Annotated in this window: 24 protein-coding genes and 1 pseudogene; 16 read left to right on the forward strand and 9 right to left on the reverse strand. The window is 62.0% G+C overall.

All coding sequences use genetic code 11. The features are described from left to right. Nucleotides 1-101 precede the first annotated feature (101 nt). The 3 genes from LPJGGPFB_RS30290 to LPJGGPFB_RS30300 form a co-directional block, all read right to left on the reverse strand. Nucleotides 102-902, reverse strand: a complete 801-nt coding sequence (locus LPJGGPFB_RS30290) for an inositol monophosphatase family protein (protein ID WP_173423624.1) — start codon at nucleotides 900-902, stop codon at nucleotides 102-104. A gap of 275 nt (nucleotides 903-1,177) precedes the next feature. Beyond that, nucleotides 1,178-2,398: a tetratricopeptide repeat protein gene (locus tag LPJGGPFB_RS30295; protein ID WP_173423625.1), complete on the reverse strand. Its 1,221-nt coding sequence runs from the start codon at nucleotides 2,396-2,398 to the stop codon at nucleotides 1,178-1,180. Between the two features lie 9 nt (nucleotides 2,399-2,407). Beyond that, on the reverse strand, nucleotides 2,408-3,061 hold the full coding sequence (locus LPJGGPFB_RS30300; RefSeq protein WP_173423626.1) for a thiamine phosphate synthase: 654 nt from the start codon (nucleotides 3,059-3,061) through the stop codon (nucleotides 2,408-2,410). A gap of 102 nt (nucleotides 3,062-3,163) precedes the next feature. Here LPJGGPFB_RS30300 and LPJGGPFB_RS30305 point away from each other — a divergent pair, with 102 nt between their 5' ends. After that, on the forward strand, nucleotides 3,164-3,943 hold the full coding sequence (locus LPJGGPFB_RS30305) for a sulfite exporter TauE/SafE family protein (RefSeq protein WP_173423627.1): 780 nt from the start codon (nucleotides 3,164-3,166) through the stop codon (nucleotides 3,941-3,943). A gap of 97 nt (nucleotides 3,944-4,040) precedes the next feature. Next, the gene (locus LPJGGPFB_RS30310; protein WP_077500648.1) at nucleotides 4,041-4,301 is read left to right on the forward strand and encodes an ArsR/SmtB family transcription factor; all 261 of its coding nucleotides are present in this window, start codon (nucleotides 4,041-4,043) and stop codon (nucleotides 4,299-4,301) included. Between the two features lie 161 nt (nucleotides 4,302-4,462). Here LPJGGPFB_RS30310 and LPJGGPFB_RS30315 read toward each other — a convergent pair whose 3' ends face one another. Further along, nucleotides 4,463-4,636 (reverse strand): YdcH family protein, encoded by a 174-nt coding sequence (locus tag LPJGGPFB_RS30315; protein ID WP_065780944.1) that lies wholly within the window; start codon nucleotides 4,634-4,636, stop codon nucleotides 4,463-4,465. Nucleotides 4,637-4,848: 212 nt separating this feature from the next. Between LPJGGPFB_RS30315 and LPJGGPFB_RS30320 the strand changes: the two genes are divergently transcribed. From LPJGGPFB_RS30320 to LPJGGPFB_RS30345, 6 genes are all read left to right on the forward strand, one after another. Continuing rightward, nucleotides 4,849-5,052 carry a YdcH family protein gene (locus tag LPJGGPFB_RS30320; protein WP_077500646.1) on the forward strand — a complete coding sequence of 68 codons (204 nt, stop codon included), beginning with the start codon at nucleotides 4,849-4,851 and terminating at the stop codon, nucleotides 5,050-5,052. A 53-nt stretch (nucleotides 5,053-5,105) separates the two neighbouring features. Continuing rightward, on the forward strand, nucleotides 5,106-5,570 hold the full coding sequence (gene purE, locus LPJGGPFB_RS30325) for a 5-(carboxyamino)imidazole ribonucleotide mutase (protein ID WP_038576471.1): 465 nt from the start codon (nucleotides 5,106-5,108) through the stop codon (nucleotides 5,568-5,570). Further along, complete coding sequence (locus tag LPJGGPFB_RS30330; protein ID WP_173423628.1) at nucleotides 5,567-6,616, forward strand: 5-(carboxyamino)imidazole ribonucleotide synthase; 1,050 nt, start codon at nucleotides 5,567-5,569, stop codon at nucleotides 6,614-6,616. The genes purE and LPJGGPFB_RS30330 overlap by 4 nt, the downstream gene beginning before the upstream one ends. 176 nt (nucleotides 6,617-6,792) lie before the next feature. Further along, a complete protein-coding gene (gene ykgO / locus LPJGGPFB_RS30335) occupies nucleotides 6,793-6,918 on the forward strand; it encodes a type B 50S ribosomal protein L36 (protein ID WP_053249625.1) in 126 nt (41 codons plus the stop codon). A gap of 80 nt (nucleotides 6,919-6,998) precedes the next feature. Then, nucleotides 6,999-7,613: a tetratricopeptide repeat protein gene (locus LPJGGPFB_RS30340; RefSeq protein ID WP_173423629.1), complete on the forward strand. Its 615-nt coding sequence runs from the start codon at nucleotides 6,999-7,001 to the stop codon at nucleotides 7,611-7,613. Nucleotides 7,614-8,066: 453 nt separating this feature from the next. Further along, nucleotides 8,067-9,083, forward strand: a complete 1,017-nt coding sequence (locus LPJGGPFB_RS30345; protein ID WP_173423630.1) for an alpha/beta fold hydrolase — start codon at nucleotides 8,067-8,069, stop codon at nucleotides 9,081-9,083. Here LPJGGPFB_RS30345 and pyk read toward each other — a convergent pair. Further along, nucleotides 9,080-10,519 (reverse strand): pyruvate kinase, encoded by a 1,440-nt coding sequence (gene pyk / locus LPJGGPFB_RS30350; protein WP_173423631.1) that lies wholly within the window; start codon nucleotides 10,517-10,519, stop codon nucleotides 9,080-9,082. The two genes, LPJGGPFB_RS30345 and pyk, sit on opposite strands and share 4 nt — an antisense overlap. Continuing rightward, nucleotides 10,519-10,899, reverse strand: a pseudogene (locus LPJGGPFB_RS30355) (DUF1036 domain-containing protein); the annotation flags it as partial. The pseudogene LPJGGPFB_RS30355 and the gene pyk, both read right to left, overlap by 1 nt. A gap of 288 nt (nucleotides 10,900-11,187) precedes the next feature. Between LPJGGPFB_RS30355 and LPJGGPFB_RS30360 the strand changes: the two are divergent. The 3 genes from LPJGGPFB_RS30360 (at nucleotide 11,188) to LPJGGPFB_RS30370 (ending at nucleotide 12,698) form a co-directional block, all read left to right on the forward strand. Further along, the gene (locus LPJGGPFB_RS30360; RefSeq protein WP_173423632.1) at nucleotides 11,188-11,982 is read left to right on the forward strand and encodes an N-formylglutamate amidohydrolase; all 795 of its coding nucleotides are present in this window, start codon (nucleotides 11,188-11,190) and stop codon (nucleotides 11,980-11,982) included. A gap of 19 nt (nucleotides 11,983-12,001) precedes the next feature. Further along, nucleotides 12,002-12,307 (forward strand): DUF1244 domain-containing protein, encoded by a 306-nt coding sequence (locus LPJGGPFB_RS30365; RefSeq protein WP_173423633.1) that lies wholly within the window; start codon nucleotides 12,002-12,004, stop codon nucleotides 12,305-12,307. A 124-nt stretch (nucleotides 12,308-12,431) separates the two neighbouring features. Further along, nucleotides 12,432-12,698, forward strand: coding sequence for a DUF2312 domain-containing protein (locus LPJGGPFB_RS30370; protein ID WP_025424796.1), 267 nt, complete (start codon nucleotides 12,432-12,434; stop codon nucleotides 12,696-12,698). A gap of 77 nt (nucleotides 12,699-12,775) precedes the next feature. On the opposite strand, the gene LPJGGPFB_RS30375 is transcribed toward LPJGGPFB_RS30370, so the two are convergent. After that, nucleotides 12,776-14,644, reverse strand: coding sequence for a peptidoglycan L,D-endopeptidase MepK (locus tag LPJGGPFB_RS30375; protein WP_173423634.1), 1,869 nt, complete (start codon nucleotides 14,642-14,644; stop codon nucleotides 12,776-12,778). Nucleotides 14,645-14,824: 180 nt separating this feature from the next. After that, the gene (locus LPJGGPFB_RS30380) at nucleotides 14,825-16,366 is read right to left on the reverse strand and encodes a sigma-54-dependent transcriptional regulator (protein WP_173423635.1); all 1,542 of its coding nucleotides are present in this window, start codon (nucleotides 16,364-16,366) and stop codon (nucleotides 14,825-14,827) included. Nucleotides 16,367-16,553: 187 nt separating this feature from the next. Here LPJGGPFB_RS30380 and LPJGGPFB_RS30385 point away from each other — a divergent pair, with 187 nt between their 5' ends. The 3 genes from LPJGGPFB_RS30385 to LPJGGPFB_RS30395 are packed head-to-tail and all read left to right on the forward strand — an operon-like array spanning nucleotide 16,554 to nucleotide 20,248. Further along, entirely contained in the window at nucleotides 16,554-18,413 is a 1,860-nt protein-coding gene (locus tag LPJGGPFB_RS30385; protein ID WP_173423636.1) for a M3 family oligoendopeptidase, read from the forward strand. 54 nt (nucleotides 18,414-18,467) lie between these two features. Next, complete coding sequence (locus LPJGGPFB_RS30390) at nucleotides 18,468-19,625, forward strand: aminodeoxychorismate synthase component I (RefSeq protein WP_173423637.1); 1,158 nt, start codon at nucleotides 18,468-18,470, stop codon at nucleotides 19,623-19,625. Next, nucleotides 19,622-20,248 carry an aminotransferase class IV family protein gene (locus LPJGGPFB_RS30395; protein WP_173423638.1) on the forward strand — a complete coding sequence of 209 codons (627 nt, stop codon included), beginning with the start codon at nucleotides 19,622-19,624 and terminating at the stop codon, nucleotides 20,246-20,248. The genes LPJGGPFB_RS30390 and LPJGGPFB_RS30395 overlap by 4 nt, the downstream gene beginning before the upstream one ends. On the opposite strand, the gene LPJGGPFB_RS30400 is transcribed toward LPJGGPFB_RS30395, so the two are convergent. Continuing rightward, nucleotides 20,213-21,163, reverse strand: a complete 951-nt coding sequence (locus LPJGGPFB_RS30400; protein WP_173423639.1) for a GGDEF domain-containing protein — start codon at nucleotides 21,161-21,163, stop codon at nucleotides 20,213-20,215. The two genes, LPJGGPFB_RS30395 and LPJGGPFB_RS30400, sit on opposite strands and share 36 nt — an antisense overlap. A gap of 162 nt (nucleotides 21,164-21,325) precedes the next feature. Here LPJGGPFB_RS30400 and LPJGGPFB_RS30405 point away from each other — a divergent pair, with 162 nt between their 5' ends. Together LPJGGPFB_RS30405 and LPJGGPFB_RS30410 are read left to right on the forward strand one after the other, a co-directional pair. Then, nucleotides 21,326-22,204: a heme-dependent oxidative N-demethylase family protein gene (locus LPJGGPFB_RS30405; RefSeq protein ID WP_427858710.1), complete on the forward strand. Its 879-nt coding sequence runs from the start codon at nucleotides 21,326-21,328 to the stop codon at nucleotides 22,202-22,204. Nucleotides 22,205-22,347: 143 nt separating this feature from the next. Continuing rightward, on the forward strand, nucleotides 22,348-23,799 hold the full coding sequence (locus LPJGGPFB_RS30410) for a homospermidine synthase (protein ID WP_115419241.1): 1,452 nt from the start codon (nucleotides 22,348-22,350) through the stop codon (nucleotides 23,797-23,799). Nucleotides 23,800-23,961: the final 162 nt, after the last annotated feature.

Raw genomic sequence — 23,961 nt, forward strand, 5'->3', positions numbered from 1 at the left:
GGAGCGCTGTAGGCAAACTTTGCGCCGAATTGAAGGAAAAACAAAAGCCTCCGACGCGTGGCGCACCGGAGGCTTGTCAGCCATGGAACGAATGGCGTTGATTATTTCGTCGGGATCGGACGGTGAACGACGTCGCGCAGCGCCTTGGTGATGTACTCGTTGCCGCAGACGATCGAACCTTCGTCGACCGGCTTGGAGCCGCCGTCGATATCCGTCGACCAGCCACCGGCCTCGCGGATAAGAAGCACGCCGGCCGCGATGTCCCAGGCCGCCAGGTCGCGCTCCCAGTAGCCGTCGAAACGGCCGGCAGCGACATAGGCGAGATCGAGCGCAGCCGAGCCCATGCGACGGATGCCGGCGACTTCGCCCATCACGTGACGCAGTTCGATCAGGTATTTGCCGTGATTGCCGCGACCGAGATGCGGCGTGCCGGTGGCGATCACCGCATCCGACAGGGCCTTGCGCGCTGCCACGCGCAGACGACGGTCATTGAGGAAGGCGCCGCCGCCGCGCTCGGCCGTATAGAGTTCGTCCGTCGCAGGGTTGAACACGACGGCACCGACAATCTCGCCCTGGCGCTCGAGCGCGATCGAGACAGCGAAATGCGGAATGCCGTGCAGAAAATTGGTGGTGCCGTCGAGCGGATCGACGATCCAGCGATGGGCGCCATCCGTGCCGATGATCTCCTCGCCTTCTTCGCCGAGGAAGCCATAGGTCGGACGCGCCTTCAGCAGTTCTTCGCGGATGAGCTTTTCAGCCTTGCGGTCGGCCTGCGATACGTAGTCGCTCGGTCCCTTGAGCGAGACCTGCAGGTTCTGTACTTCACCGAAATCGCGCGCGAGCGACTTGCCGGCCTTGAAGGCGGCCTGGACCATGACATTGAGAAGAGCTGAACGGGCCATCTGGCGATCCTTGTGAAGCGAAGGCCGATCGAGCCTTCTCGATCGGACATTGAACCTGTGTGACGAAATGCGAAGCGCCTGCCGTTCGGGCAAGGCTTGTCATCGAGTTCCGTCGTCAAAAAACCGAGTGAAGATCACTCCGCCCCGGGGCGTGCCGGAAGCAATGGCGCCAAGGGCTAAAATCGGGGCTTCAAGACCACAAAAGCCCCGAAAGTTCAAGAGAAATAGCGCCTGGCCCCACCGAACGGTCGAGATTCAGGCGCCAGAAATGCTGGTCAGGTCGAGCGAAACTTGTTGGCCGCGCTGAGTGCCGCCTTCTGCTGCTGCTCATTGAGACCAAGGTAAAAGTCTTCCAGCGCATCATCCTTGAGGCCGGCGCGGCGCGACAGCACATACCACTTTGCGGCTTCGACCGGATTGGGCCGGGTGCCGATGGCATTGACATAGAGATGCGACAGCCGGTTCTGCGCCACGACATTGCCGCCTTCCGCCGCCCGCTTCATCCAGCCGAAACCGTCCTCCAGGTTGCGATCGCCGGCGATGCCTTCGATCATCCAGATAGCGATGTCGAGCTGCGCCGTATCGTAACCGGCATGGGCGGCGCGAAGCAGCCACCCTCTCGCCCTTGCCCGCTTGCTCTCGTCGATGCCATCGACGTTGAGGTAGATCTGCGACAGCGCATATTGCGCGTCGGCGATCCCCTGCTCGGCCGATTTTTCGTAGTAGGGCATCGCCGCCTTCAGACCCTTCGGGCCCGGGCTGTCGGCCACCAGCGTCTGGCCGTAGTTGAACTGGGCCGATGCATTGCCGAGATCAGCCGCCTTCTTCATCAGTTCTTCGGATTTCTTCCGGTCGCGCTTGACGTAGCGCCCCTCCATCAGGATCAGCGCGTATTTGAACATCGCCGCCGGGTTGCCGTTCTCTGCCGCCTGTCCGTACCAGAACGCCGCCTGCTTGGCATTGCGTACGACACCGAGGCCCTGTTGCAGGATCTCGGCAACAAGCGTCTGGGCCGCCGGATCGCCAAGCTGGGCCCGCGGAAGTGCCAGATCCATCGCCGTCAGATAGTAACCGCGCTGGAAAGCGCCGTAGGCTTCGTCAACCTTGCCGGCAAACGGCTTTTCCGCCGGCAAGGCCGGCAACTCCGCGCCCATGCGGTCGAAGACGTTGACGCCTTGTGACGGCACCGTGCCGTCTCCGGCCTTCTTCTTCGCTACCGGATCACCCGGCTTGCCCACAGGCTTGCCGGCGGCAGTGCCGTCTTCCGGCATCGCTGCGCCATTGAAGGGCGTGATGCGGCCGCGTTTGGCAGCGCCGCTGTCATCGCCATTGACGCCTTCACCCGGCACATCGGCCGGCTTTTCCGGCACGGGCACCGATTGCTCCTGCGCAGGAACTGGCTGTTCCTGCGCACGCACCGGCGTCGTCGCGACGGTAGCGGCGGCGGCAAGGAGGGCAACGCCCCAGCTGAGCTTTGACGACTGTCGGTACAACATCGACACGTCTTAATCTTCAAACCGTGGCGCTTTTTCGTCAAGAAGCGCGTTGACGGCGGCAACGATCGAGGGCGCCTGCTCAGGCTCGCCGAAGACGGCCAGACGAAGGGCAACGAACTCGGCCCCGGTTTCGGCAGCCGCCAGCGCCGATTGCGGATCCGTGCCGCCCATGACGATGCAGGGGATCTCGATCATCGAGGCCCACCATTCGGCCAGCGCCAGGTTTTTCGGATGCGCATCCGGCTTGATGTCGCCGTCGGTCTTGCCGAAGAACACATAATCCGGGCGCACTTCGCCGACTTCCAGCGCATGATGACGGTCGGCCGCGTTGCCACCGCCGACGATGAGTTTCGGCGTATGCTTCTCGATCGCCTCGCCGAGCACTTCGGCATTGCCGGAAATGTGCAGGCCGTCGGCCTTGACGCGCCCGGCCACGCGGCTGTCGCCGTCGATCAGCGCAGCAGCGCCTGCCTCCTGGATGATCGGCACGAGAAGCTCGGCATGTTTCTGGAACTCGCTATCGTCGAGGCCGTATTGCGGCACGATCACCGAAGCGACGTCGCCGCCCTTCAGGGCGTCGGCAAGCACCTTGGCGCGTTCCGCCGGATCGGCGATATCGGGTGCGATCAGCACCAGGCGGCAGCGTTCACTTGTCTTGCTCATGACATCCATTTCCGGCTGTGCCCGCTTGTCGGCGGAAACCAGCGCTCGATTTCGTTTGGGAAAACCGATAGACGGAGACGTCAAAAGGATCAACCGCCACCGATGCTTCCCGACCTCGACTTCTATCTCGTCGCCATACCGGCGGTTCTTCTCGTTGGCCTCAGCAAGGGCGGCATGGGCGAAGCCCTTTCGCTGATGGGCGTGCCGATCCTGTCCATGGCCGTCTCACCGGTTCAGGCGGCAGCGCTGCTTTTGCCGATCCTGATTGCGATGGATCTCGTCTCGCTCTGGATGTGGCGCAAGCATGGCGATCGCAAGACCCTGATCATGCTTTTGCCCGGCGCCATCGCCGGCATTCTCATCGGTTGGGCGACATCGGCCTATGTCTCGCGCGACTATCTGCGGCTGATCATCGGCCTTATCACCGTGCTGTTCGTGCTGCGCTATGTCTACAATGTCTGGCGCATGCGCAATGGAATTACAATCAAGCCCAAGCAGCAACGGGCCGGGCCGGCGACGCTCTGGGGCTCGTTCGCCGGCTACGGCAGCTTCGTCGCCCATGCCGGTGGTCCGCCGTTTCAGATCTACGCGCTGCCGCTGCAGCTCGATCCGCGCGAATATACCGGCACGATCGTTCGCTTCTTCGCCATCCTCAATGCCGTCAAGCTCATTCCTTATTTTGCACTGGGCCAGCTCGACATGAGCAATCTGAAAATCTCCGCGACGTTGTTTCCGCTGGCGATCGTCGCCACCGTCTGCGGCGCCTTTATCGTTCGCCGCATGAAGCCGCAGATCTTCTATCCGTTCATGTATAGCATGGCCTTCATTGCCGGGCTCAAGCTCTTGTGGGATGGCCTCAACAGCCTGCTGGTCGGGGCCTGAGCGTATCAAAGCAAGCCATCATATTGCATAGCAAAATGAGGATGCCGCAATGCACAATTTTCTTGCCGCCCCACCAGAATTCGCTTAACGTCGGCTCATGACCATTGCGGACCCTTTCGATGCTATCGCGGATCCCAACCGGCGTTACCTGCTGGAGGAATTGCGGCGTGCGCCGAAAACGGTCAACGAACTGGCCGTGGGATTGCCGATCAGCCGCCCTGCGGTATCGCAGCACCTGAAGGCTCTCCTGGACTGCAATCTGGTTTCGGTCGAAGCCAATGGCACCCGGCGAATTTACGCGATCAACCGCCCCGGCTTCGACAGGCTCAACCTTTGGTTGGATCAGTTCTGGGCGTGATGCTCCGGTGGAAGCGTAACCGCCGCCTGACACAAAACGACCGGGCATCAAACCCGGTCGAGCGATCTGTATCTTCCGTTGAGGGGATTGGTTGTGAACCTTGTCGCGTCGTCTCCTTGGAGAGGACACCTCCCGTTGTTACTGGGAATTACCGTTCATAATCAGTGAGTCGAGGAGCGAAGCCTTTCGATTTCGTCCTTGATGCGCAGCTTCCTTCGCTTGATGTCGCTGATCATTTCGTCCTCGGTGGAGGGCTGGTTCATTGCTGCATGAAGCTCCTGCTCCAATGCGCCATGTTTTTTCTCAAGCGTTGCAAGATGAGCCTCAATGGTCATTGGCAGTCCCTTCCTTTTGCTTGCATCCGGCAGGTAAATGCCGGATGTTCCATGGTTGTAACCTTACTACTGTGCCACGCCATTTTTCATTTGTCGAAGGCGAAATGATGACGACGGATAACTTCCCGTTACCGCCCAAGATGTGATAGAGCGGCGCATGAAATTCCGGTTCGAGGAGGACTTCGCAACCGGGCTGATGGGGATCGCTTTGCATGCCGGACCAGGACCAGGCCGAACTCAGATTGACCGCCGCGCGGCTGAGGCAGGAACATGAAGACTATGATGCTGCCATCAACGCCATGATCCAGACCGGCTGCGATGCGCTGAGAGTTCAGCGCATGAAGAAGAAGAAGCTGGTCATCAAGGACAAGATCACCAAGATCGAAGACCAGATCATTCCCGACATCATCGCCTGAAGCGGAACCTTAAAGACGTGCTCGACACCACGACCCCACCCGTCGCCATCATCATGGGAAGCCAGTCCGACTGGGAGACGATGAAGAACGCCGCCGATACGCTCGACGCGCTCGACATTGCCTATGAAGCCCGCATCGTCTCGGCACACCGTACGCCTGACCGGCTCGTCAGCTTCGCCAAAGGCGCGCGCGACGAAGGCTTCAAGGTCATCATCGCCGGCGCCGGCGGCGCCGCCCATCTTCCGGGCATGTGCGCATCGATGACGCCGCTGCCGGTCTTCGGCGTGCCCGTGCAGTCGAAAGCGCTCTCCGGGCAGGACAGCCTTCTCTCCATCGTGCAGATGCCGGCCGGCATCCCTGTCGGAACGCTGGCGATCGGCCGTGCTGGCGCCGTCAACGCCGCACTGCTGGCCGCAGCCGTGCTGGCGCTCAGCGACAACGACCTGGCCGACCGTCTCGACGACTGGCGCGAGCAGCAGACCGTTGCCGTCGCGGAATATCCGGTAGACGACGCATGACCACCATCGGCATCATTGGCGGCGGCCAACTCGGCCGCATGCTGGCCATGTCTGCTGCACGGCTGAACTTTCGCACCATCATCCTCGAGCCGCAGCCCGACTGTCCGGCAGCGCAGGTGGCAAACAAGCAGATCGTCGCCGCCTATGACGATGACGAAGCGCTCGATGCCCTGGCGGCCGCCTGCGACATCATCACCTACGAATTCGAAAACGTGCCGGTCGCGGCTGCCGCGAGACTTGCGCGCGCCCGGCCGGTGTTTCCGCCGCCGAAGGCACTGGAAGCCGCCCAGGATCGTCTGGTGGAAAAGCGCTTCCTCAACGACAGCGGCATCGTCACCGCCCGGTTTCACGCCGTCGACAGCCAGGGCGATCTCGAGGCCGCACTTGCCGACTTTGGCGGTTCCGGCGTCCTGAAGACCTGCCGCCTCGGCTACGACGGCAAGGGTCAGCGCGTGTTCCGCTCAGAACAGGACAGCCCGCAGGGCGCTTTCGCAGCACTCGGCTCCGTGCCCTTGATCCTCGAGAGTTTCGTGCCGTTCGAACGGGAAATCTCCATCATCGCCGCCCGCTCGGTCGATGGCGCTGTCGCCTGTTACGATCCGGCAGAAAACGTTCACCGCAACGGCATTCTTCATACTTCTACCGTGCCCGCCGCCATCAGCGCGGCGACCGCGGAAGCTGCGCGCGCTGCGGCCAAGGCGATCCTCGATGCGCTCGGTTACGTCGGTGTCATCGGCGTTGAGTTCTTCGTGCTTGCCGACGGCAGCCTCGTTGCCAATGAAATGGCGCCGCGCGTGCACAATTCCGGCCATTGGACGGAAGCGGCCTGCATCGTCTCGCAATTCGAGCAGCACATTCGCGCCGTGACCGGCCTGCCTCTCGGCAATCCTGTCCGCCACTCCGACTGCGTGATGCAGAACCTGATCGGCGACGACATCGACGACGTGCCGGCCTGGCTTGCCAAGGACAACGTCTTCGTCCATCTCTACGGCAAGACAGAAGCGCGGCCGGGCCGCAAGATGGGTCACATCACCCGCCTGACGTGAGCCTCAAAGCCACAGAAATGCGGGGCAAGGCGCCGAAATCCGGCCTCTTGCGGTTGACACAACTGGGGTGACACGGTATTTGCCATCCCACCTTACGGAGCGCGCTGCATGGCGCGCTTTTGATTGTTAGAAATACCGGGCGAATTTTGTTTCCCCGAAACCTGCGGATCAGGAAAATGAAGATCAAGAATTCGCTCAAGTCGCTGAAGACCCGCCACCGCGAAAACCGTCTGGTTCGTCGCAAGGGCCGTATGTATATCATCAACAAGCAGAACCCGCGCTTCAAGGCACGTCAGGGCTGAAGCCCAGACTGGTTTCTGTTGGCACCTCGCTTCGGCGATGTCCCAGAATTGATTTTGAAACTATTCCGTGGCGAGCTAACATGCTCGCCATGCGAGTTTTTGTACCCTTGATTCTGGCGTGTACCGCCCTCCTCTCCGCCTCAGTTGGAGTCGGCACCCTGGCTTTCGCCGCAGAGACGGCGCCGGAAACCGAGGCCGCCAGCCTCACCACTCCCAAGCAACGCGTGGACGCCCTGTTCTCCGACCTCAAGAAGGAACGAGACGCCGACAAGGCGCGCGAGCTCGCCAACCAGATCCGCATGGAATGGCAGGATTCCGGCAGCGCCACGGTCAACCTGCTGATGCAATGGGCCGACAAGGCGATCGCCGACAACAAGCAGCCGGCAGCGCTCGATATTCTCGACCAAGTCATTACGCTGGCCCCCAGCTACGTCGAAGGCTGGAACCGCCGGGCCACGCTTCATTACATGATGGGCAACTATCGCAAGTCGATGTCCGATATCAATCACGTCCTGTCGCTGGAGCCACGCCACTTCGGCGCGCTCACCGGCATGGCCGAAATCCTCGGCTCGGCCGGCAAGGACGAGCTGGCGCTGAGGGCGTGGGAGCAGCTCCTGGCGATCTATCCCGCCGACCGAAAGGCACAGGAGCAATTGGGTGAGCTGACCGAAAAGCTAGCGGGCAGCAAGACGTAAGCCCGCCGGATGTCCTCCGTCGGAGCAGCGATACACCGCAGCCCTTCGCAATGGGCATGCGGACAAAAGCGCCTGTTCCTGTCGCGTGACCCGAAGGCGAAAGACTTCGAGGCATCATGAGTGAGCGGTACGCCGCGCCTGTCTCCTGACGGCCCTGAACTCAGCCCGTTCTTCTTTTGCACCAACACCGGCTGGCAAAGCTAAGCCTGGGTCACGGCGACATCGTCATCGACATCTCAGCCGATCAATTCGCCGCATCTCCCGTATTGACCACCGATCGGTAGGATCGTCGGTACAGCAAAGGCGCCGCTGATACGGCGTTGCCTGAATTATTCTCACCCGTCAGCGTGCCGCCGACGAAATCTGGCCACGATGGCTGTGCATGAGCCGAGTGGCATCGCCATCCGTCCCCTGAAGGTTTGACACTGCCGAACGAGAGGATCCACCGAGACAATGGTTCTAGCCGCCCTGTTCATCGTTGCCCTCACGCTTGTCGGTATTGCCTACAGCCTGCGCAGCGCGCAGTCCATCAGCGCGCGCTTCCCGAACTCAGGCGAGCTGATCAACGTCGGCGGCTTCCGCATGAACAGCGTCCATCGGCCGGCGACGGCAACAGCCGACTTGCTGCCGCTCGTCTTCATCCACGGTGCCAGCGGTAATCTGCTCGATCAGATGCATGCCTTTGCTCCCGCCTTCGAGGGCCGCGCGGAAATGCTGTTCGTCGATCGGCCTGGCCACGGTTACTCCGAACGCGGCGGACGGGAGAATGACCGCCCCGACGGCCAGGCGGACGCGATTGCAAAGCTGATGGAAAGAAGAGGCATGGCCCGGGCGATCATCGTCGGCCACTCCTTCGGCGGGGCGATTGCCGCAAGCTTCGCCCTTCACCATCCGGAAAAGACGGCTGGCCTCGTCTTGCTGGCGCCGGCGACCCATCCCTGGCCAGGCGGCGTCGACTGGTACTATCGGCTGACGGCCCTGCCCTATGTCGGCTGGCTGTTCGCGCACACACTCGCCGCGCCGATCGGCCTGAGAAGGATCGACAGCGGCACGCGTTCCGTCTTCTATCCCAATCCCCGGCCCGCCGACTACATCGACAAGACGGCGCCCCAGCTCGTGCTACGGCCGCTGGCCTTTCGCAACAACGCCGTCGATGTCACCAATCTTCATGCCTATGTCAGCGAGATCGCGCCGCGATATCAGGAGATAGCCGCACCGACGATCATCGTCAGCGGCGATAGTGACGATATCGTTCTCGCCGACATCCATTCGCGCGGCCTGGCGCGCGACATTGTCGGATCGGAACTGCTGTGGATCGGCAATCTCGGCCACAAGCCCGACTACGTCGTCACCGACGTCGTCATTGCCGCCGTGGAAAAACTCTCCGGAAGATCGATCGACCTCGACAAAATAACAAGGCGGGCCGAAGCCCGCCTTATCATGCAACCCAAGGAAGAGAGCGGCCGTTAGATGCCGCTCATGCCGTCCGAGCCGATATAGGCGATGCGCAGCATATTGGTGGCGCCGGGCGTGCCGAGCGGCACACCGGCCGAGATGATGACGCGTTCGCCGGGCTTGCCGAAACCCTCGTGAGCCACGATGCGGCAGGCGCGGTTGACCATGTCGTCCAGATCGGTCGCATCCTCGGTGACGACGCAATGCAGGCCCCAGACGACCGAAAGACGGCGGGCGGTCTGCACGATCGGCGAGAGCGCGATGATCGGCACCTGCGGGCGCTCGCGCGCGGCGCGAAGGCCCGTCGTGCCGGACGAGGTGTAGCAGACGATCGCCGACAGCCGGAGCGTCTCGGCGATCTGGTGGGCCGCCAGCGAAATCGCGTCGGCACCAGTTGCCTCAGGGGGCGTGCGCTGCGCGTAGATGATGCTGGAATAGTGCGGGTCGCGCTCGACGTTGCTGGCGATCGAGGCCATGGTCGAGACAGCTTCCACCGGATATTCGCCAGAAGCGGACTCTGCCGACAGCATGATGGCGTCTGCGCCTTCGAAAACAGCGGTCGCAACGTCGGAGACTTCGGCGCGCGTCGGAACCGGCGCGGAGATCATCGATTCCAGCATCTGCGTGGCGACGACCACCGGCTTGCCGGCGCGGCGACATGCGCGCGTCAGCTGCTTTTGCAGGCCCGGAACGGATTCGAGCGGCATTTCGACACCGAGATCGCCACGCGCCACCATCAGCGCGTCGGAGAGCTCGATGATTTCGTCGATGCGCTCGAGCGCCTGCGGCTTTTCAATCTTGGACATCAGGCCGACGCGGCCGCGGGCGATCTTGCGCACTTCGGCCAGGTCCTCGGGACGCTGGACGAAGGACAGCGCCACCCAGTCGAACTCGCCGGTTGCCAGCACCGCATCAAGGTCGGAGCGATCCTTGTCGGTCAGAACGCCGACGGCCAGCAGCGTGTCGGGCAGGCTGACGCCCTTGCGGTCGGAAATCTTGGTGCCGGCAACAACCGTCGTGACGATGCTCTTGCCGTCGGTCTTTTCAGCGCGCAGATGCAGCTTGCCGTCGTCGATCAGCAGGCGATGGCCCGGCTTGACCGCTTCGAGGATCTCCGGATGCGGCAGGAAAACGCGGGTGCTGTCGCCGGGCTCGTCCTTGTTGTCGAGGGTAAAGGTCTGGCCTACCTTGAGCTCGACCTTGCCTTCGGCAAACTTGCCGACCCGCAGCTTCGGGCCCTGCAGGTCGCCGAGAATGCCGATCGGGCGACCACAGCGCGCTTCGACGGCGCGGATGCGCTGCACCAGCGTGCGCATCACGTCGTGGCTTGCATGGCTCATGTTGATGCGGAACAGATCAGCCCCTGCCTCGTGCAGCTTCTGGATCATCTGCTCGTCGGAAGACGCCGGTCCGAGCGTGGCGAGGATTTTGACTTTTCTGTTCCGCTTCATCAATTCTGGCTTTCCTGCGTGCCGGGCGTATCGGAGAGCTGAACCATCCAGCTCCCTTGCCGCCCCGTGTCGTATTCCTTGAATCCCATCCGCTGGAAGCCGCGGGCAAAGCAGTCCTGCACGCCCGAGATCTTGAATTCGTTTTCAGCGACGCACATGTTGACGTCGCCGGTCCAGCGACCACCACGGGCCGCGTCTTCCGCGTAGAGATAATAGTATCGCGATTGAAGTTCGCCCTCGATCAGGGTCGCACAGGTGGTCGCAGGAACCTGCCACCACCCCTCGGTCACCCAGCCTTCCTTGGCGCGGTAACCGATCGCCACGCCAACAAGATTTTGCGTGCCATTGCAGACGCGAAAATCGGCGCGGGCCTCGCCGGCAAATAGGAATGAGCCTGAAATCGCCAGGGAAAACAGGAGCATCGCCCCCAATGTCGACAGCCCCGACTTCGCTTTGGAAAATGGATATCTGGACACGGTTTCCAATGGAACTCCGTTTTGATTTGCGTGGCCTTTCTTGCGACGACCAGCCCGGAAAGTCAACGTAACTCTAATCGATTACATCGGGCTAATTGGGTGTCGATTGCGCAAAACAGTTGCGTTTTTCTTGTGAATGTCGCCGACGCATGCAATCAAAAAGCACAACCCCCGAAAGCAGACTGGAACGGCATGCAGTCCTATTCGCCCTATGAGATTATCGAAGCCAAGCCCACAACCGGCCTCGTGCTTCTCGCCGATCACGCCATGAACCGCCTGCCGGACGAATATGGCAGCCTCGGCCTGCCGGAAGCGGCATATCAGCGACATATCGCCTACGATATCGGCGTCGAGCACCTGGTCCGCCGGCTTTCGGCCATGCTTGACGCTCCGGCGGTTCTCGGGTGTTTTTCGCGGCTTCTGATCGACCCCAATCGCGGCGAAGACGACCCGACGCTGATCATGAAGATTTCCGACGGCGCGATCGTGCCGGGAAACCATCCGATGACAGACGAGGAATGGAACAGACGGCTCAATCGTTTTCATCGCCCCTATCATCGCGCGGTGGCCGAGACGCTGGAGCGAAGTGCGGCAGCGTCGGGTGGTGCGCCGCTGGTCATCTCCATCCATTCCTTCACGCCCGCCTGGAAAGGCGTTGCCCGCCCCTGGCATGCCGCCGTGCTCTGGGACAACGACCCGCGTGCCGTGCGACCGCTGATCGAGAAGCTCGAGGCGCCGGGTGACATCGTCGTCGGCAATAACGAACCCTATGACGGCGCGCTGCGCGGGGATACGATGTTCCGCCACTGCATGGCGCCGGGCATTCCCCACGCGCTGATCGAGGTCCGGCAGGACCTGATCTCCGACGAGGCCGGCATTGCCGCATGGGCCGATCGGCTTGCTCCTGTTCTTGCCGACCTCAACGCCCGCCCGGACCTGCATCGCTACGAGCGGCACCCGTCACGCACCGGCGCCTACGATACCTAAGACGAGGAAAGATTGGATCATGACCGAGCTCACCCCTAACCAGCAGACCGCCTTCGAGGCCGCCGCCTTCCGGCGGCTCGTTGCCCACCTGCGCGAACGCAGCGACGTGCAGAATATCGACCTGATGAACCTGGCCGGGTTCTGCCGCAACTGTCTGTCCAATTGGTATCGGGACGCCGCCAACGAGGCAGGCGTCGCACTCGACAAGGAGCAATCCCGCGAAATCGTCTACGGCATGCCCTATGAGGAGTGGCGGGCGCTGAACCAAAGGGAAGCATCGAGCGAACAGAAAGCCGCCTTCGAAGCCAGCCGCCCCAAGGAATAAGCTCCTGCGGCAGGCGGTCGCCACGGAAATGCCGGCGTTGTTGCGCAATGGCCCTTGACCTTGGCCGCCGTTCGCGGCACGTCACGGCACCCAAGAATTTCATTCCCCGCAAAAGGAGAAGACCATGTCAGATGCACACGGCGTCGCACGCGACCAGCTCCGCGCTTTCATCGAACGGATTGAGCGCCTGGAAGAAGAAAAGAAGACCATCGCCGACGACATCAAGGACGTCTACGGCGAAGCCAAGTCCACCGGCTTCGATGCCAAGATCTTGCGCAAGGTCATCTCCATCCGCAAGCAGGACGCCGACGAGCGCATGGAGCAGGAAGCGATCCTCGACACCTACCTGCAGGCGCTCGGCATGATCCCGGCCGCTGCCGAAGAAGAATAATTTCTTCTGCAATCTTCAACAAAAAACCCGCCGGTTCTCGCCGGCGGGTTTTTTGTTGGGTCTCGGTTGCGTGAAGCTCAGTTGGTGCTGAACTTCTTCACTTCCATGAAGTTGACCGCGTTGCCGCTGAAGCGGGCCGTATCGACCGTTGTTCCGGCTGTGCTGTTGAAACCAGCTGCATAAACTGTCGTCGGGGCGGTCCGCAGCGTCTTTGAGACGAAGCGCGGTGCCTTCACGGGCTTGGAAAGCGTGGCGACACGGCCGGCCGAAAGCGCCCATTCGGAGATGATCTTCTTCGTCAGCTTCGGCTCGGTGCGAACCGACGAACGGGTCGCCGCCTCAGCATCGTGCTTCTTCGGACGGCCACTCTTTACCGGGGCTTCCGCCTGGGTATCGAAGGCGCCGTCAAAGGCATTGGCACGACCATTCGTCGAGGCCTGCGGCGCATAGGCGGCCATTTCCACCGGTTGCCGCACCGGCTCGCGCTCGGCCGGTGTCGGGGCTGCAAGTGCGACACGTGTCGATGCCTGGGCCGCGGTATCACGCGGCGGCTCGGCAGAGGCCAGAACCGGACGCTCTGCAAAGGCAGGGACCGCAACCTTGGCGTCCGCGACAGCGGCAAGGGCCGCATCGCCAGCCGGGCGCATGGCCGGCACAGGCACGAAGCCGAGCGCCTGCATGTCGGTTGCCAGCGGATCGACCGAGGCGACAAGCGTTTCGCCGGCAGCAGCGTTCACACCACCACGATCGAGCATCTGCGGAACCGGCACCTTGACCGAAGCCAGGTCGGCAAATTCGCTCGGCATTTCAGGCGTCTGCGGCAGGGCAGCAGCCAGCGCGTCCTGCGCGGCGTTCTTCTGCGGCGCCACCAGTGCCACCGCTACGCCACCATCCGAAGGATCCTTGAAGGCCGGACGAACGGCTGGAACCGGCGCATTGATGTTCTGATCGGCAGCAACCGTCGGCTGCTGCTCGGCGGCAACAGAACCGGCGACGCCGGGCAGCGCTTCCTGAGCGGCGGGGGCCAAAGCCGTCTGCACCTTGGCCGGCGCTTCACCGCCTTCGTCGTCGGAGCCCGGACCGGCTGCGATTGCCGTGGGTTCTTCATCCTCGTCGCCGCCACCGCCAAAGAGCATGGCAAACAGGTTGCCGCGGCGCTTGCCGCTCTCGGCATCGCCCGCCTTGGCGCCGCCACCGGCAACTTCGATCGCCGAAGCGCCGACACGACGCTTGTAGTCGGCAACGGCCTGGTTATAGCCCGGCAGCGGTTTGCCGTCGGAAGGAACATGCATGGTCTTGCCGTCGGGGAAGAGACGGGCGAGTTCGTTGCGGGTCATGCGCGGCCAGGCGCGAACGCCGCCGACATCCATGTGCACGAACGGAGAACCCGACGTCGGATAGTAGCCAACGCCACCAACCTGGAACTTCATGCCGATTTCACGCACCGTCTTCAGCTTCACGTCGGGGATGTAAAAGTCCATCGCCTTGCCGAGCATGTGCTGGCTTTTCTTGGCAACGCCCTTGGAGCGCGAGCGCAGCATGCCGTTGGTGGCCGGCGAACGATAGGCTGACACAACGTGGATGTAATCGCGCGAGCCGCTCTTGGTATAGACTTCCCACACGAGGTCGAGCAGGCGCGGATCCATCTTTGTCGGCTCGTTGCGACGCCAGTCGCGCAGGAACCTGTTGATCTGCTGCAGGCCCTTCGGGTCGTAGCGACCGTTGCGCTTGAAGGTGATCTGCGCCTTTTCCTGCGTATGGATGAAATAGAGCTTGAGCGTGCGCGTCTGGCCGGCAGCCTCGACGGGAGGCGCCATGCCAGGGGTAACCAGCGATACCGCGAGGGCGATGGATGTCAGAACCTGCGGCACCTTACGGGTCATCGCCGAGCAGAGTCTGCTAGCTAAGGAGCCGAGAGGCTTCTTAAAACCGAACAAATTTGGCATTCAATCCCCGTCCGACGGACAACCGTGCTTCGCTGTCTCAGATGACTGTCAAATAAGGTGACAGCATGGCATATATGCCACAGTCGTCACCGCCCCTTATAATATAGTGAATACTTCACTAACAAGGTCTAAACGGCAGTGATCGAATTGCACGGCTAATGAATCGTGAATGCGTCGATTTTATGCCGCCTCGCGCAGGGGATTGTCGGGGTCGATGCCGTAATCCTTGAGTTTTCGGTAGAGCGTCGACCGGCCGATACCGAGTTTACGGGCCACCTGGCTCATCTGGCCCCGATAGAATTTCAGCGCAAAACGAATCAGTTCCTCCTCCACTTCGGCAAGCTTGCGCACGTCTCCACCCTCGTCGACGCTGGCAATTGCATTCTCCATACGGCCGTCGTGAGATGCATCGGCCTCCATCGATTTCGCCGCGCTGGCATAATCGGGGTAGACGTTTGCAGCCGGGTCGACAGCTGCAGGGCGCTCGGGCCCGGCATCGCCCCAGGAAAAGCCGGAGCGGTCGGAAACGACGTAGCCGGGGATCTGCGTCGCGATCTGCGGGAAGTCCTTGACGGTCAGCTCGCCGCCTTCGGCCAGAACGACCGCGCGGAAGATTGCGTTCTCCAGCTGGCGGATATTGCCCGGCCAATCATAGGCGGTGAGCAGTGCCATCGCACCGCTCGAAACGGTGAGCGGCGTGCTGAGCCTCTGCTCGGATGCGAACCGGTCGACGAACGAGCGCACAAGAACCGGAATGTCCTCCTTGCGCCGGCGCAACGCCGGAATGGTGATCGGAAAGACGTTGAGACGATAATAGAGATCCTCGCGAAACCGGCCCTCGCGCACCTCGTTGATGAGGTCCTTGTTGGTCGCCGAGATCAGCCGCACGTTGACCCGATGCGGATGGCGCGCGCCGATCGTCTCGATTTCGCCCTGCTGCACCGCACGCAACAGCTTCACCTGCACTTCGAGCGGCAGGTCGCCGATCTCGTCGAGGAACAGCGTGCCGCCATCGGCATCGACGAATTTGCCGCTGTGCTTTTCGGAGGCACCGGTAAAGGCGCCCTTCTCGTGGCCGAAGAGAATGCTCTCGACCAGATTGTGCGGGATGGCGCCGCAGTTGACGGTGATGAACGGCTTGCCCGAGCGGTCACTGGCTGCCTGGATCGCCCGCGCCACCATTTCCTTGCCGACGCCGGATTCGCCTTCGAGCACGATCGGAATGTTGGATTGCGCAGCCCGTCGGGCAAGATCGATCACCCGGATCATCGCTGGGCTCGCCGACACGACGTCATCGAAGCCGACAGCGCCGCCGCGCGGGCGGCGCGAGGTTTTGACCTTGCCGTCGCGGCTCGCCATCTTCAATGCATTGCCGAGCGCCACAGACAGCCGCTCGGGCGAAACCGGCTTGACCAGGAAGTCGAAGGCACCGGCCTGCATCGCATGGACGACGGTTTCGATGCCGCCCTGCCCGGTCTGCACGATCACGGGCGTATCGACGCCCCGTTCCGCCAGCGCATCGAGAAAGCCGTGGCCGTTCATTTCGGGCATCAGCAAGTCGAGAAGGATGACGTTGATGATGCCGCCCTTGCGCTCCAGCAGCTCCAGGCCGCTGCGGCCATTGTCGGCGAGATGCGCGACATGACCGAGACGCTCGATCATGTTCGTCAGCAACCGGCGCTGCACCGGATCGTCATCGATGACAAGAATGTGTGATGTCACGGAAGCCTCCTGCTTTGGACACGCGGTACTTTTGGCCAACGTCATGTGCCAAATCACGTCAGGCATCTGTGCCATAAAGGGCTGAACATCATCTTTTGAGAAATGCTTGCATTTTATCCATTGCCGGCGATAGCAATGGGACCCGTATCGCTTGCCTCTTCCTGCCACGAACGAGAGAAATCCGACGATGACCTTCCGCACCTTCGCCCTCGAGAAAACCGTCGTGCATGCCGCCGCCGGCCCTGCCCAGGGCGCTGCGGCCGGGCTCGGCGATCTGCCCTCCTGGCGGCTGGAGGATCTCTATCCGTCCGCAACCTCGGACGCCTTCCGCTCGGACATGAAGAAGGCCGAAGCGGATTCCATCGCGTTCGAGGCCAAGTGGAAAGGCAAGCTCGCTGCCGCCGCGGAGAAGGCAGGCAACGACGGCATCGGCGCCGCCGTCAAGGAATTCGAGGCACTGGAAGACATTATGGGACGCATCGCGTCCTTTGCCGGCCTCACCTATTTCTCCGACACCTCCAAGCCGGAAAACGGCAAGCTCTATGGCGACGTGCAGTCGAAGCTGACCGACATGTCGGCGCATCTCCTGTTCTTCTCGCTGGAACTCAACCGCATCGACGATGCCGTGATCGACGCAGCACTTACCAACGACAGCCTGGCTGCGCACTACAAGCCCTGGCTTCTCGACCTGCGCAAGGACAAGCCCTACCAGCTCGACGACAAGCTCGAGCAGCTTTTCCTCGAGAAGTCGATGACCGGACCGGCCGCCTTCAATCGCCTGTTCGACGAGACCATGGCGTCTCTGACCTTCACCATCGACGGCGAGACGATGCCGCTCGAAGTGGCGTTGAACCTGCTGCAGGATCCGTCGACCGAAGTGCGCAAGAAGGCTGCGATGGCGCTTGCCGAAACCTTCAGGGCCAACATCCGCACCTTCACGCTGATCACCAACACGCTCGCCAAGGACAAGGAAATCTCGGATCGCTGGCGCGGCTTCGAAGATATCGCCGACAGCCGGCATCTGGCCAATCGGGTCGAACGCGAAGTCGTCGATGCGCTCGCAGAAGCGGTGAAGACAGCCTATCCGCGCCTTTCGCATCGCTACTACGCCATGAAGGCCAAGTGGCTCGGCATGGAACAGATGGATTTCTGGGACCGCAACGCACCGCTGCCGGAAACGCCGAACGCGCTGATTTCCTGGAACGAGGCAAAGGACACGGTGCTTTCTGCCTATCACGCCTTCGATCCCGAAATGGCCGCGATCGCCCGCCGCTTCTTCGACGACAGCTGGATCGATGCGCCGGTTCGCCCCGGCAAGGCGCCCGGCGCCTTCGCCCACCCGACCGTTCCGTCGGCGCACCCCTACGTGCTCGTCAACTACATGGGCAAGCCGCGCGACGTGATGACGCTCGCCCACGAGCTTGGCCACGGCGTGCACCAGGTGCTCGCCGGCGAACAGGGCGCATTGATGGCTTCGACGCCCCTGACCCTTGCCGAGACCGCGTCAGTCTTTGGCGAAATGCTGACCTTCCGCGCGCTTCTCGACCAGACCAAGGACAAGCGCGAGCGCAAGGCCATGCTCGCCCAGAAGGTCGAGGACATGATCAATACGGTCGTGCGCCAGATCGCCTTCTACGAATTCGAGCGCAAGCTGCATACGGCGCGCAAGGAAGGCGAACTGACCGCCGAGGATATCGGCAATCTGTGGATTTCGGTGCAGGCGGAAAGCCTCGGGCCGGCGATCCGGATTTCCGAGGGCTACGAGACCTATTGGGCCTATATCCCGCATTTCATCCACTCGCCCTTCTATGTTTATGCCTATGCCTTCGGCGATTGCCTGGTGAACTCGCTCTATGCCGTCTACCAGAACGCCGAAAAGGGCTTCCAGGCGAAGTACTTCGAGCTTCTGAAGGCCGGCGGCACCAAGCACCATTCGGAGTTGCTGGCTCCCTTTGGCCTCGACGCCACCGATCCGTCGTTCTGGGCACAGGGTCTGTCGATGATCGAAGGGCTGATCGACGAACTCGAGGCGCTTGATAAGGCGTGATCCGCGGCGAACCCGTGGTCGACCACTGAATAGGCTGTCAGCAAAGCGGCATCGATGAACGAAAATGCACCCTATGTGCTTTTCCGGGACGACAGTGAAAACCGGACCACGGTTTTCACTGATCCGGAGCGCATCGTCACGGCGCGGACCAAGGCCGAATTCCACCGTGGCCTTGCCGAGCTCGAACGTGCCCACGCGGCCGGCAAATGGATTGCCGGCTTCATGGCATACGAGGCCGGCCATCTGTTCGAGGAGAAGCTCACCCCCTTCGCCGAGGAGGGTCGCGAAACGCCGTTGATGTCCTTCGGCATCTTCGACGCACCGAGCGACGACCATCCGCTCGCCGAACCGCAACGCCGGATCGAGAACGAGCCTTTTCTTGCCGAACCGCGTGCCGCCTGGGATTTTCCCACCTATCGCGAGCGGTTCGGGCGCCTGCATCAGCACCTGCGCCAGGGCGATTGCTATCAGGCGAACCTGACCATGCCGATCCGCGCCCGCTGGTCCGGCGACCCGCGGGCCGCCTTCTGGTCGCTCATCGAGCGTCAGCCGGTCAAGTACGGAGCCCTCGTGGCGCTGGATGGCCCGATCCTCGTCTCGCGCTCACCCGAGCTTTTCTTCCGCGTTGATGCTGAGCGATGGATCGAAACGCATCCGATGAAGGGCACGGCGAAACGTGGTGCTTCGGCAGAGGAAGATGCCGAAATCATCGCCGCGATGCGCGCCGACGAGAAGACGCAGGCCGAGAACCGCATGATCGTCGACCTACTGCGCAATGACATCTCGCGCATCACCGAGGTCGGAACGCTCGACGTGCCGAAACTCTTCGACATCGAGACCTATCCGACCGTTCATCAGATGGTCAGCCATGTCAGGGCGAAACTGCGACCTGATGTCGGCATCACCGATATCTTCACGGCGCTCTTTCCCTGCGGCTCGATCACCGGCGCGCCGAAGATGCGGGCAATGGAAATCCTGCACGATCTCGAAGACGGCCCGCGCGACGCCTATTGCGGTGCGATAGGTTTCATCGCGCCGAACGGCGTCATGCGCTTCGGCGTCGCCATCCGCACCATCTCGTTGTTTGCCGATGGCGAGGCGGTGTTCAATGTCGGCGGCGGCATCGTCTTTGATTCCAGCGCCCAGTCCGAATATGACGAATGCCTGCTCAAGGCGCGCTTCGCCATCGGCGATGCCGAGATCGCCCGATGACGGAGTTCTCGCTGATCGAGACGTTGCGCTACGAGCCCGATGACGGCTTCGTCCGGTTGAGATTGCATCTCGCCCGACTGAAGCGGTCGGCGCGCAGACTGGGTTTTTCCGGCGCCGACCGGGCGCAGGCAGAGCTGCAGAAGGCCGTCGAGGGGGCGACTGTTCCCCTGCGCATAAGGTTGACGCTCGACCGCCACGGCGCAATCGCCGTGACCACGGCAGCTTTCACGCCTCTTGCTGCAGACACAGTCTGGCGCGTGCGTCTTGCTGAGACGCGGCTCTCGTCCGAAGACAAGCTCCTGCGGGTCAAGACCACGCGGCGCGATGTCTATGAGGCGGCACGCGCCGAGTATCCGGCATCGGAGGTCGACGAAGTTCTCCTTCTCAACGAGAAGGGCGAGGTGTGCGAGGGGACGATCACCTCGATCTTCCTCGACGACGGCAGCGGCACGCTGAAAACGCCGCCGATCGCCTGCGGGCTCCTGGCCGGCGTGCTCAGGACCGAACTCATCTGCCAGCGGCAGGCGCGCGTCGCCCGCCTGTCACCAGACGATCTGGCACGGGGCCAACTCTATGTCGGCAATTCGCTACGGGGCCTGATCCGGGCGAAGCTCGGGGTCTGAGCCCGGCAGGGTATAGCGCTTCACCCGGTCGCGACCGTCGCGCTTGGCGAGGTAAAGCGCCTCGTCGGCGCGCGCATAGATATCCTTGACGCCGTCGCCTTCCCGATACTCGGCCAGCCCCACCGAACAGGTGTAGTAGAACTCCGGAATGCTCGCGAGCGGCCTGGCGCTGCGCACCTTGTCGAGCAGGCGGTCGAGGATCATGTTGCCTTCGCTGATCGTGGTGTCGGGCAGGATCAGCATGAACTCTTCGCCGCCGATGCGGCCGAAGCAATCGGAGCGGCGCACGAATTCCTGCATCTGGCGGGCAAAATCGAGCAGCACCTCGTCACCCTGATGGTGGCCGTAGCGGTCGTTGATCGCCTTGAAATAGTCGATGTCGATGATGGCGACGCAGCCCCACATATGCGGGTTCTGGGCGCAATTGGCGATGAACTCGCCGAGCCGCCCCATGGTGTGGCGCCGGTTGGGAACATTGGTCAGTTCGTCGACCTGCGAGGCCCTGAGCGCGAAATCGCGGTCCTGGCGCAAGGCACGCTCCTCGACGCGGACGGTCGTGATGTCGACGGCAACGCACAGCATGTGTCCCTTGGCATCGACGGTTTCCGTCATCCACAGCCAGCGGCCGTCATGCAGGTCGGTCTCCATCGCCCTAAACGGAACCTTGCCGCGCCGATGCATTGTCGATGCTATCCAGCCTTCGATGTCGTTGGTCGAAAGAACCGTGCCGCGACTGGCCGCGTGGTTGCGCCGCATGATGTCGGCCCAGGTCGGCGTCTCCTCCGCGTCGACGAAATAGGCGGCGCGAAAAGCCTCGTTGGCAAATTGCAGCCTGTCGTGCTGATCGTAGAGAGCCATCAGCACGGGCGTTTGGGCCTGCAGGCCCATGAGAGTCTTGATGTGGTCGCCGGTCACGTTCAGTCTGCAACGCCTCCAGGTCGGGCAAGGAAACAACAATCATGGCGCGTAGCGGATGATTGTATGAAAGCTATAGCACGAAGTGCTTGTGACAAGCTTCGGCCCATGCGAAACGAAAGGGAATATGGTTAAATCGCGAGAATGATCCGGTCATCGCGCATGAAGCACACGCCCTACGACGGTTCCTCAAAGCCCTTTACCATCGGCCTCACCCAACTTGATCCCGATCGCTGGATCGAGCCGGACGACCAGCTACAGCACTATCTCGACCAGAAAGCCCAGCTGCTCGCGCAGTCGCGCGATGCCGTTTTCGTTGCCGATAACGGGACGCAGGAAGCGCAGGAGGAGTTGCTGCAAACCCTTTCCGACTATCTGCCGCCGCGATATCCCGGCCTCTACCGTCAAGATGGCGATGCCATGATGGTCGGCGGGCGACGGGTGGCGCTGTCGGGCGACGACCCGCTTGTGATTGCGGGCTCGCTCATTCAGGACGATCTGGCGATCATGCAGCGCGGCGATCGCGGCTGGCGCCTGGGCGCTGCCTATATCGCTTTCCCCTCATCCTGGTCGCTCGCGGAAAAGTTCGGGCGCACGATGGATGAGATCCACGCCCCGGTTCCCGGTTTCGAGCACGGCACGCGCAATGCCGAACTCATTGCCCGTATGTTCGACAACCTGCCGCCCGGCCGTTTCGTCGAGCGCTTCAACTGGGCTGTCAATGTCGATGGTTCCCTGCATCTGCCCAAGTCGAAATCCGAAAGCCACTCGGCAACCGCCATCGACCTGACCGAAGAAAGCGCGTTCATCCGCATCGAGCGCCAGACGCTCAGAAAACTGCCCCAGACCGGCGCAATCGTCTTCACCATCCGCATCTATTCCGACCCTCTGGCTCTTTTGCGACAGAGGGATGATGCCGCCACGCTGGCCCTTTCCTTCGTCGAACAATTGCGCGCGCTCGACCTGCCGCAGGCGGCCTACAAGGGCCTCGTCAGCAAGCGCGATGCCCTGATTTCGGCCCTACTGTCCATCGCTGGTTAAACAATATCGCAGATCAGCGTTGACCCGCCGGCCCTTTATTGTGACAGCAAACTGTGCTCTAGGGCCTATCACACGGCGCGAGCCTCATTTTCAGACACTTTCAACACCGTCTCAGGGAAAGTTTCCTCAGGAGTAAGACCAAAATGGCAGACACCACCTATCCGGTTTACGGCGAGATCACCGGCCCGATCGTCATGATCGGCTTCGGTTCGATCGGCCGCGGCACCTTGCCGTTGATCGAGCGCCACTTCAAATACGACAAGAACCGGTTGATCGTGATCGAGCCCCGTGAGGATGCTGCCGACAACGAGATCTTCGAGCGCCACGGCGTGCGCCACGTTCGCGCGCATGTGACGAAGGACAACTACAAGGAACTCCTGAAGCCGCTTCTGACCGAAGGCGAAGGCCAGGGCTTCTGCGTCAATCTGTCGGTGGACACCGGTTCGGTCGACCTGATCAAGATGTGCCGCAAGCTCGACGTTCTCTACATCGACACGGTCGTCGAGCCGTGGCTCGGCTTCTACTTCGATGCCGAAATGGACAATGCCTCGCGCACCAACTACGCCCTGCGCGAAACGCTGCGCAAGGAAAAAGAAAAGAACCCGGGCGGCACCACGGCCGTTTCGACCTGCGGCGCCAACCCGGGCATGGTCTCGTGGTTCGTCAAACAGGGCCTCTTGAACCTCGCCAACGATCTCGGCGTGAAGTTCGACGAGCCGCATCAGGATGACCGCGAAGGCTGGGCCAAGCTGATGAAGAAGGTCGGCGTCAAGGGCATTCACATCGCCGAGCGCGACACCCAGCTGACCAAGAAGCCGAAGCCGCTCAACGTCTTCTGGAACACCTGGTCGGTCGAAGGCTTCATCTCCGAAGGTCTGCAGCCGGCCGAACTCGGCTGGGGCACCCACGAGAACTGGATGCCGAAGAACGCCAAGAAGCACAAGAAGGGCTGCAAGGCCGCCATCTATCTGGAGCAGCCGGGCGCCAACACCCGCGTGCGCAGCTGGTGCCCGACGCCGGGCCCGCAGTATGGCTTCCTCGTCACTCACAACGAGTCGATCTCGATCGCCGACTTCTTCACCGTGCGCGACAAGGACGGCGAAGTCACCTACCGCCCGACCTGCCACTATGCCTACCACCCGGCCAACGATGCCGTGCTGTCGCTGCACGAAATGTTCGGCAATGGCGGCAATGCGCAGCCGGTCCATCACGTTCTCGACGAGAAGGAACTCGTTGAAGGCGTCGACGAACTGGGCGTGCTGCTCTACGGCCACGACAAGAATGCCTACTGGTTCGGCTCGCGCCTGTCTCTGGAAGAGACCCGCCGCATCGCCCCCTACCAGAACGCCACCGGTCTGCAGGTCACCTCTGCGGTTCTGGCCGGCATGGTCTGGGCGATCGAGAACCCGAAGGCCGGCATCGTTGAAGCCGACGAGGTGGACTACAAGCGCTGCCTCGAAGTGCAGCTGCCCTATCTCGGCCCGGTCGAAGGCCACTACACCGACTGGACCCCGCTCGACGGTCGCCCGGGCCTGTTCCCGGAAGACATCGACACCAAGGATCCCTGGCAGTTCAAGAACATCCTCGTTCGCTAAACCGCTGACATTACGAAGCATACGGCCCGGGGCATTTTCGCCCCGGGCTTTTTTTGTCCATATGGGAAAAGCCCGGCACGCCGGCCCGACCGCTCTTGCTTTCAACTCTTGATCGCGGCATGGTTCGGCGAAATGAAACGGACGCTCGGCACCAAGCGAGGG

The sequence above is a fragment of the Ensifer adhaerens genome, assembly GCF_013283195.1.
Taxonomy (GTDB): Bacteria; Pseudomonadota; Alphaproteobacteria; order Rhizobiales; family Rhizobiaceae; genus Ensifer; species Ensifer adhaerens_G.

Excerpts from the sequence above, each read along its gene's own strand:
- LPJGGPFB_RS30345 (WP_173423630.1), top strand. The coding sequence starts at position 8,067 with ATGGTTCTAGCCGCCCTGTTCATCGTTGCCCTCACGCTTGTCGGTATT.
- LPJGGPFB_RS30375 (WP_173423634.1), bottom strand. The coding sequence starts at position 14,644 with ATGCCAAATTTGTTCGGTTTTAAGAAGCCTCTCGGCTCCTTAGCTAGC.
- ykgO (WP_053249625.1), top strand. The coding sequence starts at position 6,793 with ATGAAGATCAAGAATTCGCTCAAGTCGCTGAAGACCCGCCACCGCGAA.
- LPJGGPFB_RS30305 (WP_173423627.1), top strand. The coding sequence starts at position 3,164 with ATGCTTCCCGACCTCGACTTCTATCTCGTCGCCATACCGGCGGTTCTT.
- pyk (WP_173423631.1), bottom strand. The coding sequence starts at position 10,519 with ATGAAGCGGAACAGAAAAGTCAAAATCCTCGCCACGCTCGGACCGGCG.
- LPJGGPFB_RS30395 (WP_173423638.1), top strand. The coding sequence starts at position 19,622 with ATGACGGAGTTCTCGCTGATCGAGACGTTGCGCTACGAGCCCGATGAC.
- LPJGGPFB_RS30390 (WP_173423637.1), top strand. The coding sequence starts at position 18,468 with ATGAACGAAAATGCACCCTATGTGCTTTTCCGGGACGACAGTGAAAAC.
- LPJGGPFB_RS30315 (WP_065780944.1), bottom strand. The coding sequence starts at position 4,636 with ATGACCATTGAGGCTCATCTTGCAACGCTTGAGAAAAAACATGGCGCA.
- LPJGGPFB_RS30370 (WP_025424796.1), top strand. The coding sequence starts at position 12,432 with ATGTCAGATGCACACGGCGTCGCACGCGACCAGCTCCGCGCTTTCATC.
- LPJGGPFB_RS30405 (WP_427858710.1), top strand. The coding sequence starts at position 21,326 with ATGAAGCACACGCCCTACGACGGTTCCTCAAAGCCCTTTACCATCGGC.
- LPJGGPFB_RS30410 (WP_115419241.1), top strand. The coding sequence starts at position 22,348 with ATGGCAGACACCACCTATCCGGTTTACGGCGAGATCACCGGCCCGATC.
- LPJGGPFB_RS30320 (WP_077500646.1), top strand. The coding sequence starts at position 4,849 with ATGCCGGACCAGGACCAGGCCGAACTCAGATTGACCGCCGCGCGGCTG.
- LPJGGPFB_RS30330 (WP_173423628.1), top strand. The coding sequence starts at position 5,567 with ATGACCACCATCGGCATCATTGGCGGCGGCCAACTCGGCCGCATGCTG.
- purE (WP_038576471.1), top strand. The coding sequence starts at position 5,106 with ATGGGAAGCCAGTCCGACTGGGAGACGATGAAGAACGCCGCCGATACG.
- LPJGGPFB_RS30300 (WP_173423626.1), bottom strand. The coding sequence starts at position 3,061 with ATGAGCAAGACAAGTGAACGCTGCCGCCTGGTGCTGATCGCACCCGAT.
- LPJGGPFB_RS30365 (WP_173423633.1), top strand. The coding sequence starts at position 12,002 with ATGACCGAGCTCACCCCTAACCAGCAGACCGCCTTCGAGGCCGCCGCC.
- LPJGGPFB_RS30360 (WP_173423632.1), top strand. The coding sequence starts at position 11,188 with ATGCAGTCCTATTCGCCCTATGAGATTATCGAAGCCAAGCCCACAACC.
- LPJGGPFB_RS30385 (WP_173423636.1), top strand. The coding sequence starts at position 16,554 with ATGACCTTCCGCACCTTCGCCCTCGAGAAAACCGTCGTGCATGCCGCC.
- LPJGGPFB_RS30340 (WP_173423629.1), top strand. The coding sequence starts at position 6,999 with ATGCTCGCCATGCGAGTTTTTGTACCCTTGATTCTGGCGTGTACCGCC.
- LPJGGPFB_RS30295 (WP_173423625.1), bottom strand. The coding sequence starts at position 2,398 with ATGTTGTACCGACAGTCGTCAAAGCTCAGCTGGGGCGTTGCCCTCCTT.
- LPJGGPFB_RS30310 (WP_077500648.1), top strand. The coding sequence starts at position 4,041 with ATGACCATTGCGGACCCTTTCGATGCTATCGCGGATCCCAACCGGCGT.
- LPJGGPFB_RS30290 (WP_173423624.1), bottom strand. The coding sequence starts at position 902 with ATGGCCCGTTCAGCTCTTCTCAATGTCATGGTCCAGGCCGCCTTCAAG.